This is a genomic window from Nocardioides sp. (assembly GCF_047602075.1).
Lineage (GTDB): Bacteria > Actinomycetota > Actinomycetes > Propionibacteriales > Nocardioidaceae > Nocardioides.
This window is the reverse complement of the sequence record NZ_JASGIF010000001.1, coordinates 485,981-498,601: the sequence shown is the minus strand read 5'-3', so window position 1 is coordinate 498,601 and position 12,621 is coordinate 485,981. Positions and strand designations below refer to the sequence as shown.

The following is a 12,621-nucleotide window of genomic DNA, read 5'->3' as shown; positions in this document are numbered from 1 at the left end:
GCGGACGTCATCCTCTGCGGGTTCAGCCGAGGTCGATCTCGGGGTAGAGCGGGTGCTTGTCGAGCAGTTCGGCCGAGGCCGTCCGGACTCGATCGGCCACGCCGTCGGCCAGGACGTACGACGCCTTCGACGGCGCGCCCGCGCTGGTCTGGCCCGGGGTGGTGCTCGACAGCACCTCCACCATCAGCTCGGCCACCCGGTCGAACTCGTCGTGGCCGAAACCCCGAGTGGTCAGCGCCGGAGTGCCGAGACGGACGCCGGAGGTGTACCAGGCGCCGTTGGGGTCGGCCGGCACGGAGTTGCGGTTCGTCACGACACCGGCCTCCAGCAGCGCCGACTCGGCCTGGCGACCGGTGAGGCCGAACGAGGTGACGTCGAGCAGGACCAGGTGGTTGTCGGTGCCGCCGCTGACCAGGGTGCAGCCGCGCTTGAGGAAGCCCTCGGCCAGGGACTGGGCGTTGTCGGCGATGCGCCGGGCATACTCCTGGAAGGTTGGCTGCCTGGCCTCCGCGAGCGCCACTGCCTTGGCCGCCATCACATGGCCCAGCGGGCCACCGAGGACGAGCGGGCAGCCGCGGTCCACCGCGTCGGCGTACTCCTCTTGCGCGAGCACCAGGCCGCCGCGCGGGCCGCGCAGCGACTTGTGGGTCGTGGTCGTGGTCAGGTGTGCGTGCGGGACGGGGTTCTCATCGCCGGTGAACACCTTGCCGGCGACCAGGCCGGCGAAGTGCGCCATGTCCACCATCAGCGTGGCGCCGACCTCGTCGGCGATCTCGCGCATCTTGGCGAAGTTGATCCGACGCGGATAGGCGGAGTAGCCGGCGACCAGGATCAGCGGGCGGAACTCGCGAACCTTGGCGGCCACGGCGTCGTAGTCGAGCAGCCCGGTGACGGGGTCGGTGCCGTACTGCTGCTGGTGGAACATCTTGCCGCTGATATTCGGCCGGAAGCCGTGGGTCAGGTGCCCGCCCGCGTCGAGGGACATGCCGAGCAGCCGCTGGTTGCCCAGCTCCCGGCGCAGCGACTCCCAGTCCTCCTCGGTCAGGTCGTTGACGCTCTTCACGCCCCGCTCGGCCAGGCCCGGCGCCTCGATGCGATGGGCGAGGATGGCCCAGTAGGCGACCAGGTTGGCGTCGATGCCGGAGTGCGGCTGGGCATAGGCGTACGGCGCCCCGAACAGCTCGCGGGCGTGCTCGGCGGCGAGCGCCTCGATCGTGTCGACGTTCTGGCAACCGGCATAGAAGCGGTGGCCGACGGTGCCCTCGGCGTACTTGTCGCTGAACCAGGTGCCCATCGTCATCAGCACCGCTGGCGAGGCGTAGTTCTCCGAGGCGATCAGCTTGAGCGAGCCTCGCTGGTCGATCAGCTCCTGGCGGGTCGCCTCGGCGACGCGCGGCTCGACCGAGGCGATCACCTCGAGTGCTTGACGGTAGACGCTGGAGATGCGGGCATCGGTCATGGGCACACAGTAGTGATAGGAGGCCCTGCGCTGCGCGTCGGTCTTGTCTCCTCGTTCCGCCGTGGCTCTGGGGCGGCATCGACCCGCCGGGGCGGAAACATGTGATGGCTGTCTCACATGGTGTTTGGAACGTTCACATCATGAGATCGCGATTTGTGGACTCGGTGTCCGATCCGTGAGACTGGCAGAGCCGGTCGCCCGTCGGGGCGGCTGGGACTCGTCTCCGGACGGTCCTCGACAGCGTCGTCGAACTCCCCCACCCGACTCGCTCGAAGGAACCCACCATGGCCGCTCCCCCGCTGATCGCACTGGCGCGCGCCGGGCATGACGCCCGCACCAAGCAGACCGTTGCCGACCTCGTCGAGGAGGTCCACCACAGCCGTTCGGACCTGCGTATCGAGCGAGCCTTCTTGGAGGGCAGCCGACCGAGCTTCGCCACTGCGGTCGACAAGCTGGTGCGCGCTCACCACGAGGAGATCGTGGTGGTGCCGCTGCACCTGACCGACTCCGAGCCGCTCCAGGCCCAGGTCGGCGCCGCGGTGGCCGAGGCCGAGGCCAAGCACGAGCACCTCCGCATCCGGGTCTCTCGCCCGCTGGGGCTGGAGCCGTGTTTCCTCGAGGTCCTCGACGTCCGACTGCGCAGTGCCCTGCGCGAGGCCCGGGTCCGCGAGTTGGACGCCCTGGTGCTCGCAGCCGAGGGGTCGACCGACCCGCTGGCCAACCAGGCGGTCGCCCGGCTCGCCCGCGTTTGGGGCACCCATCACCGGCTTCCAGTCACCGCCGCCTTCTCCTCGGCCGCCCCGCCCGCGACCGGTGAGGCCGTGCGCGCGTTCCGCGCCGAGGGGCGCCGTCACATCGCGGTTGCCTCCCTCTTCCTGGCTCCGGGCCCGATGGCCGACCGGGCGGCCGAGCTCGCCCTCGAGGCCGGCGCGATCACCGTTGCCGAGCCGCTTGGTGCACACGCCGAAGTGGCTCGGGCCGTGCTAGCGCGGTATGCCGTCGGCGCGGTCGAGCTGGTCCCCGTCTAGCCGACCAGGCGCTCCAGGAGCCACTCAAGCTCACGCTCCGGATCGGCGGTGACGCCGCCATGCACCGGGCCCGGCCGGATCACCGTGCTCCGGGGCGCCCTGAGGAAGCCGAACCGCTGACCCGCCGGTCGCTGGGCGGCGGCCCCGCCTCGGGCGTCACCCGCGCAGACGCCGTCGACGAAGTCGAGCGCTGCTCGGACCTGGGCAAGATCCACACCGGGGTCCAGCGCTCGCAACCGCTCCTCGACGACGAGGTGGCCCAGCCGTAGCAACCCGGTGGACTCGCAGTAGAGCACCACTCCGACGTTCACGAACTCCTCGCGATCGGCTCGCGGCACGCACCGCAGCACGACGTACTGATAGGGGTGCTGACCGGCGAGGGTGGTCATGGCAGCACTCCCTGCAGCCACTGCCGCGTCGCGAGCCGAGCGGTCAGGAACTCCACATAGGCCGCCCGCTGCTGAGCGGGCGTCTCAGCGCCCGGCACCGACTCCAGCCAAACGTCTGGGACCTCCCCGACGGCGGCTTCGAGCGCGGCCCGGTCCAGGGCCGCCGTCGCCAAGGCGTCCGCCTCGGGCAGGTGATCGACTGCCGAGAGCAGCACGTGGTTGTCCGGGTCCCAGGGCTGGGCGGCAAACCGCGCCGGATCACCGAGGCCGCCCTGCCAGCCGTGGTGGAAGTACAGGCAGGCGCCGTGGTCGATCACCCACAGGTCGCCGTGCCAGACCAGCAGGTTCGGGTTGCGCCAAGAGCGGTCAACGTTGGCGACGAAGGCATCCAGCCAGAGCACCCGCGCGGCCTCCTCGGCGTCCGCGGCCACGACGGTGTCGAAGCCGAACGCCCCTGGCAGAAAGTCGACACCGAGGTTGGCCCCCGGGCTCGCGTTGAGCAGATCCTGGACCTCCTCGTCGGCCTCGTAGCGGGCGATCTGCGCATCCAGATCGAGCTCGACCAGGCGCGGCGTGCGCAGGCCCAGCCGGCGGGCGAGCTCGGCCACGATCACCTCGGCGACCAGCACCCGAGCGCCCTGCCCGGCACCGCGGAACTTGCACACATAGGTGCCGAGGTCGTCGGCCTCGACCAGTCCCGGCAGCGAGCCTCCTTCACGCAGGGGAGTCACATAGCGGGTGACGGTGGCGGTCGGGATCACGTGATCGGTGCCTCGTCGGCCAGCCGCTGCTTCTCGACCTCCACGTCGAAGTCCGCGGCCGGCCAGCCCAGGCCCAGCTCGGCGAGCGCCTCGTGCAGCAGCCGGCCGATGGCCAGGTTGCGGAACCACTTGCGATCGCTGGCGATCACGTGCCACGGCGCCACCTCGGTGTTGGTGCGCTCCAAGGCGATCTGGTAGGCCTCGCGGTACGCCGGCCACAGCGCCCGCTCGTCAAGGTCGCCGGGGTTGTACTTCCAGTGCTTGGTGGGGTCATCGAGGCGCGCCAGGAGGCGCTCCTTCTGCGTCTCGGCGGAGATGTGCAGCATGCACTTGATCAGCACGGTGCCTTGGGCGACCAGGTCTGCCTCGAAGGCGTTGATGGCGTCGTACCGCCGCTCGATCTCCTCCGGAGGGGCGAGCTGTCGCACCCGAGCGATCAGCACGTCCTCGTAGTGCGAGCGATCGAAGACGCCCACGTAGCCCCGTGCCGGCAACGCCTTCTCGATGCGCCACAAGAAGTCGTGGCCGAGCTCCTCCTTCGTCGGCGCCTTGAAGGAGGTGATCCGCACACCCTGCGGGTCGATCAGCCCGACCGTGTGTCGCAGCACGCCGCCCTTGCCGGAGGTGTCCATCCCTTGCAACACCAGCAGCACCGAGCGAGCCTGGTCGGTGCCGCGCGCCGCGAACAGCCGCTCCTGGAGATCGGCGAGCCCCGGACCGAGCTTGGCAAGCGCCTTCTCCCCCTGCTCCTTGTCGCCCTCGAAGCCGGGGGTGGCGTCGGTCGGGATCGTGCGCAGGTCCACCGGACCCGCCGGCAGAGTGAGCTCCGCAGTCGTCATGGGTCCACACCCTAATGGGGCGTCGCGAGAGGCCGTTGGCCTCAGCCGAGGACGGTCGCGACATCGAGGGTGCAGCCGACGACCGTGTCGACGCCACCACTGCGCGGCTCGTCGAACCAGGTGCCGCGCATGAACCCGGCCTTGTCCAGCATCCGCAGCGACGCCTCGTTGCGGTGGTCGGGGGCGGCGAAGTACGACGACACCTCGGGGAAGCGGGATCGGGCCCGGAGCATCCAAGCCCACAGCATCCGGGCGCCGATCCCTCGGCCCACCCAGGCCGGCTCTCCGATGGCGTAGTCCACTCCGGCCGCCTCGGGATCGGGACACAGCACCGCATAGTCGGGATAGTCGCTGAGCCGATAGTCCTGCACGAAGCCGACCGATCGCCCGTTGACCTCGGCGACCCACATCGTGGTCGGGGTCTCGCCGTCGATCCGGGGGGCGTACTTATCGGTCACTGTGGCCAGTGTGCGCTCCCCGTCCTCTGCCCACCAACGGTGCACGTGCGGCTCGGCAAGCCACCTGGCCATCAGCGGTAGGTCCCCGCGGGTCATCGGCCGGACCGCGACTACGGTCAGTGGATCGACCACGAAGAGCTTCGGCTCGCCGACGAGATCGAGAGGCATCGGGTCGCCCAGCCATCCGTTCGCCAGCCGGCCTGCCGCAGCCGCCCAGGACTCCCCGGGGCCGATCAGCCCGGTGCGCTCCTCACCGCGGTGTCGGACCACCACGCGCACGCTCATCTATCTAGGTTAGAAGGTCGTCCTCGTCCGCCGACTGGGCCAACTCCGAGCGCACGACGGCCAACGCCAGCCCGGAGGAGTAGCCCTTGCGGGCGAGCATGCCGACCAGGCGGCGGGTAGCGGTGGTGGCGTCGACCCGCTGGAGACTACGCAACCGCCGACGGACGAGCGCTCGGGCAGCGGCCTCTTGGGCCTCCTGGTCGACCTCGGCCACGGCCTCGCGCGCGACCTCGTCGCTGACGCCCTTGCGGCGCAGCTCCTGCGCCAGCGCCCGCGGGGCCAGTCCGCGGCTGGCCTGTCGGCTCTCCACCCAGGCTCGGGCGAAGGCCTCGTCGTCGATCAGGCCGACCTCGGTGAACCGGTCCAAGAGTTGCTCCGAGATCTCTTCGGGCACCCCGCGTCGATCCAGCTTGGTGCGCAACTCGGCCCGACTCCGGGCCTGCCCGGTGAGCTGGTCGAGCAGGATCTTGCGAGCCACCGCCTCCGGGTCGGCGTCGGGGCCGTCGGCCATCGGGTCGGCAGGGGCCGCGGACGACCTTCCCCTTTCCGGAGCGGCCCGGCCCTCAGCAGCCAGGTCGTGGCCGGCCCAGGCGGCGACGCCAGCAGCGACGTCGCCCTCCCACGGCCGACCAGCGACCGGCCGAGCAGCCTTAGAAGTCATCGATGCCGATCGGCTTATCCGAGAGCTCTTCGGCCTCGGCGTCGACCTGCGGGCCCACCCCAAGCTTCTCGAGGATCTTCTTCTCCAGCTCGTTGGCGAGGTCGGGGTTGTCGCGCAGGAAGGAACGGGCGTTCTCCTTGCCCTGGCCGAGCTGGTCGCCCTCGTAGGTGTACCAAGCGCCCGCCTTGCGGACCAGGCCCGCCTCGACGCCCACGTCGATCAGCCCGCCCTCGCGGCTGATCCCCTGGCCATACATGATGTCGAACTCCGCCTGCTTGAACGGCGGGGCCACCTTGTTCTTGACGACCTTGACCCGGGTGCGGTTGCCGACCGCATCGGTGCCGTCCTTGAGCGTCTCGATCCGACGCACGTCCAACCGCACCGAGGCATAGAACTTCAGCGCCCGACCACCGGTCGTCGTCTCCGGTGATCCGAACATGACGCCAATCTTTTCCCGGAGCTGGTTGATGAAGATCGCGGTGGTGCCGGCGCCGTTCAAGGCACCGGTCATCTTGCGCAGCGCCTGGCTCATCAGGCGGGCTTGGAGGCCGACGTGGCTGTCGCCCATCTCCCCCTCGATCTCGGCGCGCGGGACGAGGGCGGCGACCGAGTCGATGACGAGCAGGTCGAGCGCGCCGGAGCGGACCAGCATGTCGGCGATCTCGAGCGCCTGCTCCCCCGAGTCGGGCTGGGAGACCAGCAGCGCGTCGGTGTCGACGCCGAGGGCACGGGCATAGTCCGGGTCGAGCGCGTGCTCGGCGTCGATGAAGGCGACCACACCTCCGGCCGCTTGGGCGTTGGCCACCGCGTGCAGGGCGACGGTGGTCTTGCCGGAGGACTCCGGGCCGTAGATCTCAACCACGCGGCCACGCGGCAACCCGCCGAGCCCGAGCGCCACGTCCAAGGCGATGGCGCCGGTAGGGATCACCTCGAGCGGAGCCCGCACGTCATCGCCCAGACGCATCACCGAGCCCTTGCCGAACTGCTTCTCGATGTTGGCGAGTGCGGCGTCCAGGGCCTTCTCGCGGTCGTTAGCTGCCACTGTCATCTCCGTCCGATCTGGGTGTCACGTAGGACGCTAGACCGGGCCACCGACAGTTCCCATCCCACCGAACAGGACCTGTGGAGTACGCCGACCACCCGCGTCGTCTGCGCACCAACCTAGTGCGAACGTCTGTTCGAACCAGTCATCGCGCGGCGGCGTGTCGCCCTCGGATGGCTGGTCCCGCCTGGAGGTGCTTCCGATCGACAGGGCGCTTACCGAGAGAGCAGTCCTGGGGTTCCGGCTGCTGGCCGACCCATCTGATGCGCGGTTGTAGGGGGTGAGTGTCCAGTAGACCGGGCACTCAGCACCCATAGAGGCGCGGGAGACGCAAGAAGACCGCAGCAGACGCCATCGATCCAGGCGGGCCTACCCCACGCCACCGGAGATCAGCCGACGCGACCGGAGGGCGGCGGCGAGGGTCAGGGCGGCGATGAGTGCGGAGAAGAGGTTGAGGGTGGCGTAACCCTGCCAGCCCACGACCACGCCGGCGAGCGCGCCGGCACCAGCGGCGGCCAGGTTCATCACCAGGTCGGCTGCGCCTTGGATGTCGGTGCGCGCCTCGAGCGGGGTGTGCTCGACGACCAGGCTCGAGGAGGCGACCGTGCCGAAGGACCAGCCGAGGCCGAGCAGGAAGAGTCCGGCAAAGATCAGCCACGAGCTCCCCCTCCGGCGAGAGCCCGCTCAGCACCAGCGACACCAGCAGGACCACGCCGCCGACAGCGAGCGTGACCGGCGCCCCCCACCGGTCGGTCGCCCACCCCGACAGCGGCGAGAAGGCGAACATGCCGAGCACGTGGACGGAGATGACGAACCCGATCACTCGCAGGTCGGAGCCGCCATGATGCATGTGCAGCGGCGTCATCACCATGACCGCCACCATTACGGCGTGTGACGAGGCCAGCCCGACGATGGCTGCGACCAGGATCGGACGCTCTCGCAGGACGGCTCGCACGTCGACCCACGAGAGGTTCCGCACGACGGCCGTGCTCACTCCCGCATGCTCGCGGGCGATCAGCAGCGGGTCGGGACGGAGGAAGAGCCACAAGATCAGGGCGGCAAGCAGCATCCCGAAGCTGCCGAGCAGGAAGGGACCGGTCAGGGCGGGGATGCCCAGCCGATCCGCGAGCCGGCCGGCCGGGCCAGTGAGATTCGGGCCGAGGACGGCACCGATGGTGGCTGCCCACACCACCACTCCGAGGGCGCGACCGCGGGACTCCTCGGGGGCGAGGTCCGTGGCGGCGTACCGCGCCGCGTTGTTGGCCGCCGTCGTAGAGCCCAGCAGCACCGCGCCGGCCAACAGCAACAGCATCGACCCCGCCGCACCCGCCACCACGACCACGACCGAGCCCGCAGCGCCGAGCAGATAGCCCAGCGCCAGCCCTGCGCGTCGCCCGCGGCGCGACATCAACCGCGCCAGGAGGTACGACGCCACCGCCGTGCCGAGCACCTGGCTTGTCTGAGCCAGGCCGGCGAGCTTCTCCGAGCCGGACAGGTCCTCGGCCAGCAGAGAGGCCGTCGCGATACCGATGGTGATCCCGGTCGCGCCGACGATCTGGCCAGCGACCAACGTCGCCATCGTGCGCCGCTGCACCTTCGCAGCGGCCGAGACGACGGCCGTCACCGCTCGGACTCCGAGAGCCTCCAGCACCTGCCAGACCGCGGCCCAGACCCGTTTGGGCGGCACGCCCTCGGCCAGGGCCTGGACCACGGTGCGCCCGTCCAGGTCGGTGATCACGATCCGCTCCGCCCACGAGCGGGCGTACGACGACCCGAGCGCCGCCTCGAGCCGCTCCCAGAGCTCGGTGTGCCTCATCGACGCCTCGCCAGGACATCCAGCCATGCCTCACCCGTCGGGTCGGCCAGGTGGTGCACCTCGATCGGCTGCCAGCCCGCGCGCGAGAGCGCCCCGGCCAGCGGCTCCTCCCGCCAGTAGGTGAAGAGCCGGGGCGCGTTGACGCGACCTGGCTGAGGCTCGGACCATCCGTCGCCATCGCCTTCCTTCACTGCCACGTGGAGGAGGGCCTCGGGCCGCGAGACCTCGGCCAGCCGGGCAAGAACCCTCCCAAGCGCGAACCGCTCCACGTGGAGCAGGCTCGCGTTGGCCCAGACTCCGTCGTAGGGCCGGCTCGGGTCGGCGGGATCACGCAGGTCGTCGGTCAGCGGGTCGACCAGATCGGCCTCCAACCCTCTCCCCCGGAGCATCTCGACGAAGCTCGGCGTGACGTCGGTGCACCGCACCGAACAGCCCGCCTCGCCGAGCGCGAGAGCATCCCAGCCGGGTCCGCTCCCGATCTCGAGCACCCGCGGCCGCGGTGGAAGCAACCCCACGAACCGGGCGATCGCCGCGTCGACGGCTTCCGACGAGCGGGGAGTGCGCTCGGCGTAGGGCTCCGCGTAGGTGTCGTAGGCCTCGATCGTGCCGGCCGTCGCATCGAAGCCGACGTCGTGCAGGTGGTGGATCACGTCGTGCAGGTGGTAGCGACCGAGCGAATCCACGGTGAACGTCGAGCCGTTGCTGCGTCTGCCGGTGCGAGCCCACTGGTCGGTGCCGACCAAGCGGTACGACGCAGCGACGGCGTTCGCCGCCTCGACGAGCTCACCGGACACCACCGCGGGGTCCTGGAGGTCATAGCCGCCTTCGACGGCCGCAGCGTCTTGGTCCCAGTTGGCGAAGAGGGGATCCTGCTCGCCGAGCATGAGTCGGACCCGCTCGTCGAAGACGCGATGCACGTCGCGCACATGGCAGGCATACTCCAACGTCGACCAGCGATCCGGGCGCGGCCGACGGGTGACCTGGTCCCCCGCAAGCACTCGCGTCCAGCCGACCGCATTGGCCTCGATCGTCCCGGGGATGTCGGCCGGCGTCAGCACGGCGGCGTCGAAGCCGCACTCCGGGCAGGGTCGATCCAGGACCCAGGTCCAGTCCTTGGTGTCCGGCTCGATGCTCACCGCGGCATCCTCTCGCACGCGGCCACCAGCGCCGGCGGCCGACCATCGGTCGAGTTCACGTGAGCAGCAGGGTCCATTTGAGTAGCAGAGTCACTTGAGCAGGAGGGTGCTCAGCCGACGGCGTACGACGAACAGCCCGAGCAGGCCCATCAGCACGAGGTAGACGACCGACGCCAGCGAGCTCCACGTCAGCGCGCCGGTGGTCAGTTCCCGGCAGAGCACGACACCTCGATAGAGCGGCGTCACCTCGACAAGCCAGCGCACGATCGGGTGGAGGGTATCGATCGGGAAGAACGTGCCGGAGAACAAGAACAGCGGCAGCTGGACCAGGGTGATCTTGTCGAAGTCCTGCCAACTCGTCATGAAGGTGGTCAGGGCCATCCCGACCGCCGCGAACGCGAACGCGATGAGCAGGGCTGCGGGGAAGGCCAGCACCGCCCACCACGAGCTGATCAGCCCGAGCATCCCCATGAAGACCACGAAGGCCGCGGAGTAGGCGCCACCGCGCAGCAGCGACCAGGTGATCTCGCCCCGCGCGATGTCGCCGGTCGACAACGGGGTGGCGAGCTGCTGGTCGTACAGCTTGTCGAACTTGAGCTTGAAGAAGACGTTGTAGGTCGCGTCCATCACCGCGCCGTTCATCGCCGAGGCGGCCAGCATCCCCGGCGCGACGAACGCCGCGTAAGGGATCTCCCGCCCGTTGAACTCGAAGGTGTCGATCAGCTGCCCGACGCCCACCCCGATCGAGAGCAGATAGAAGACCGGCTCGAAGAATCCGCTGATGAAGAGCTTCCACGCCTTGCGATAGACCAGGTAGTTGCGCAGCACCAGGAGCTGAACGGCCCCGAGCAGCGAAGGTGGCGGCGGGATGGTCCCGGCCGGAGTCGTCGACGTCGTGGCCATCAGTTGGCCAGCCTCTTGGTGAGGCCGGTCACCGACCAGTGCCAGCCGATCGCGAGCAGCGCGATCAGGACCACGGTGTTCACCGCGGCTACTGGCCAGTCGATGGTGTCCAGGGTGAACATCCGCGACAGGTTGACCCCGTGCCACAACGGCGTCAACCGGGCCACCCAGCTGAGCACCGAGCCGAGGTTGGCGATGGGGAAGAACGCGCCGGAGAACAAGAACAGCGGGAAGACGCCGAGCCGGAAGATCAGCCCGAAGCCCTCCTCGGAGGTCAGTCGCGCGGTGAACCCGAAGACCAGCGTCGCGAAGACCATGCCGACCAGCACCTGCGCCGCCAGCGCCAGGATCGGTCCCCACCAGGTCGCGTAGATCCCGAACGGCAGCAGGATCAGCGTGTAGACACCGCACGTAGTCACCAGCCGGAACAACACGAACAGCAGGTTCCCCGCCACCAGGTGGCGCACCTCGAGCGGCGTGGCGAGCATCGAGTAGTAGATCTTCTGCCACTTGATCATGCCCATCACCGGGTAGGTCGTCTCTCCCACCGCGGTCTGCATGGCATGCGCTGCGACCAGGCCGGGCACGACGAAGGCGAGGTACGACGTCGCGCCCTCGAGCTGGTCGGGATCGCCCTTGATGAAGCCGCCGAGAAGGATGCCCATCGCGACGACGTAGAACAGCGGCGTGACGAAGGACGAGATCACCGAGCCGCGCCAGGTCCGCTTGTAGACCGTGGCCCAGTAGTCGAACTGACGGGCGGCGCCCTCACCCAGGCTGAGTGTGCGCGGTGTCGGAGGGCTCGGCGTTGAACTGCTGGAGGCGGCGTCGACCATCACTCCACCAGCGTCCGACCGGTCAGATGCAAGAAGACGTCTTCCAGAGTCGACCGCCGCACCAGCACCGCCACCGGCTGAAGTCCTCGCTCGTTGGCGCGCGCGATGACGGCCTCACCGTCGTCGCTGTAGACCAGCAACCGGTCGGGCAGCACCTCGACCCGCTCGCCCAGGTCAGCGACCTTCTCCGCGGCGGCCTGGTGCTCCCCCACGCCGAAGCGCAGCTCGGCCACCTCGCGGGTGGAGTGCTCGCGGATCAGCTCGAGCGGAGCGCCCTCGGCCACGATCAGGCCCTGGTCCATCACCACCAGCCGGTCGCACAGCTGCTCGGCCTCGTCCATGTAGTGCGTGGTGAGGACCAGCGTGACGCCCTGCTGCTTGAGCCGGAACAGCCGATCCCAGAGCAGGTGCCGTGCCTGCGGATCGAGCCCGGTGGTCGGCTCGTCGAGCAGGATCAGATCGGGCGCGTTGATCAGCGATCGGGCGATGGTGAGCCGTCTCTTCATGCCGCCGGAGAGGCTGTCCACCTTGGCGTTCGCCTTCTCGCTGAGCTGGACGAAGTCCAGCAGCTCCTGGGCACGGCTGCGGACCTGCTCTCGCGGGAGTCCGAAGTAGCGGCCGTAGATGTAGAGGTTGTCGAAGACGTTGAGTTCGGTGTCCAAGGTGTCGTCTTGCGGGCAGACCCCCAGCCGCGCGCGGATCGCCGGCCCGTCGGTGTGTGGGTCCATGCCGAGGATGGACAGCTCTCCCCCGCTGCTCGGCGACACTGCGGCGATCATCCGCATCGTCGAGGACTTCCCAGCACCATTCGGGCCGAGGAAGCCGAACGCCTCGCCACGGCGTACGTCGATGTCGATCCCCCGCACCGCCTCGAAGTCACCGAACGACTTGCGCAGCCCCCGGGCATGGATCATCGAGTCGGACACGAGTAGCGAGGTTAGACGACCCCTCCGACAACAGCACGCCAACCCGGGCGCGAGTGTCGGCGGAGTGCGGGAGGATGGGCAG

The 12,621-nt window shown here is 69.6% G+C and carries 13 protein-coding genes; 1 reads left to right on the top strand and 12 read right to left on the bottom strand.

Annotated features, from left to right (window positions below):
* Nucleotides 1–22: 22 nt before the first annotated feature.
* Nucleotides 23–1,459 carry a glycine hydroxymethyltransferase gene (locus QM714_RS02580; protein ID WP_415097316.1) on the bottom strand — a complete coding sequence of 479 codons (1,437 nt, stop codon included), beginning with the start codon at nucleotides 1,457–1,459 and terminating at the stop codon, nucleotides 23–25.
* Between the two features lie 284 nt (nucleotides 1,460–1,743).
* On the opposite strand from QM714_RS02580, the gene QM714_RS02575 reads away from it, so the two are divergent.
* The gene (locus tag QM714_RS02575) at nucleotides 1,744–2,487 is read left to right on the top strand and encodes a sirohydrochlorin chelatase (protein WP_415097314.1); all 744 of its coding nucleotides are present in this window, start codon (nucleotides 1,744–1,746) and stop codon (nucleotides 2,485–2,487) included.
* Here QM714_RS02575 and QM714_RS02570 read toward each other — a convergent pair.
* The 11 genes from QM714_RS02570 to QM714_RS02520 form a co-directional block, all read right to left on the bottom strand.
* A complete protein-coding gene (locus QM714_RS02570; RefSeq protein ID WP_415097312.1) occupies nucleotides 2,484–2,876 on the bottom strand; it encodes a DUF3037 domain-containing protein in 393 nt (130 codons plus the stop codon). The genes QM714_RS02575 and QM714_RS02570 overlap by 4 nt on opposite strands.
* Nucleotides 2,873–3,637 (bottom strand): HipA family kinase, encoded by a 765-nt coding sequence (locus tag QM714_RS02565; protein WP_415097310.1) that lies wholly within the window; start codon nucleotides 3,635–3,637, stop codon nucleotides 2,873–2,875. The genes QM714_RS02570 and QM714_RS02565 overlap by 4 nt, the downstream gene beginning before the upstream one ends.
* Nucleotides 3,634–4,476 (bottom strand): PPK2 family polyphosphate kinase, encoded by an 843-nt coding sequence (locus QM714_RS02560; RefSeq protein ID WP_415097308.1) that lies wholly within the window; start codon nucleotides 4,474–4,476, stop codon nucleotides 3,634–3,636. Before QM714_RS02560 ends, QM714_RS02565 begins: the two co-directional genes overlap by 4 nt.
* A 41-nt stretch (nucleotides 4,477–4,517) precedes the next feature.
* Nucleotides 4,518–5,219 carry a GNAT family N-acetyltransferase gene (locus QM714_RS02555; RefSeq protein ID WP_415097306.1) on the bottom strand — a complete coding sequence of 234 codons (702 nt, stop codon included), beginning with the start codon at nucleotides 5,217–5,219 and terminating at the stop codon, nucleotides 4,518–4,520.
* A gap of 4 nt (nucleotides 5,220–5,223) precedes the next feature.
* A complete protein-coding gene (locus QM714_RS02550) occupies nucleotides 5,224–5,880 on the bottom strand; it encodes a regulatory protein RecX (protein WP_415097304.1) in 657 nt (218 codons plus the stop codon).
* Nucleotides 5,870–6,928, bottom strand: a complete 1,059-nt coding sequence (recA, locus tag QM714_RS02545) for a recombinase RecA (protein ID WP_415097302.1) — start codon at nucleotides 6,926–6,928, stop codon at nucleotides 5,870–5,872. Before recA ends, QM714_RS02550 begins: the two co-directional genes overlap by 11 nt.
* A 298-nt stretch (nucleotides 6,929–7,226) precedes the next feature.
* Entirely contained in the window at nucleotides 7,227–8,738 is a 1,512-nt protein-coding gene (locus QM714_RS02540; RefSeq protein ID WP_415097300.1) for an MFS transporter, read from the bottom strand.
* The gene (locus QM714_RS02535) at nucleotides 8,735–9,874 is read right to left on the bottom strand and encodes a methyltransferase domain-containing protein (RefSeq protein ID WP_415097298.1); all 1,140 of its coding nucleotides are present in this window, start codon (nucleotides 9,872–9,874) and stop codon (nucleotides 8,735–8,737) included. Before QM714_RS02535 ends, QM714_RS02540 begins: the two co-directional genes overlap by 4 nt.
* Nucleotides 9,875–9,964: 90 nt before the next feature.
* The gene (locus QM714_RS02530) at nucleotides 9,965–10,777 is read right to left on the bottom strand and encodes an ABC transporter permease (RefSeq protein ID WP_415097296.1); all 813 of its coding nucleotides are present in this window, start codon (nucleotides 10,775–10,777) and stop codon (nucleotides 9,965–9,967) included.
* The gene (locus QM714_RS02525) at nucleotides 10,777–11,613 is read right to left on the bottom strand and encodes an ABC transporter permease (RefSeq protein ID WP_415097294.1); all 837 of its coding nucleotides are present in this window, start codon (nucleotides 11,611–11,613) and stop codon (nucleotides 10,777–10,779) included. The genes QM714_RS02530 and QM714_RS02525 overlap by 1 nt, the downstream gene beginning before the upstream one ends.
* The gene (locus tag QM714_RS02520) at nucleotides 11,613–12,527 is read right to left on the bottom strand and encodes an ABC transporter ATP-binding protein (RefSeq protein ID WP_415100951.1); all 915 of its coding nucleotides are present in this window, start codon (nucleotides 12,525–12,527) and stop codon (nucleotides 11,613–11,615) included. The genes QM714_RS02525 and QM714_RS02520 overlap by 1 nt, the downstream gene beginning before the upstream one ends.
* Between the last annotated feature and the right edge of the window lie 94 nt (nucleotides 12,528–12,621).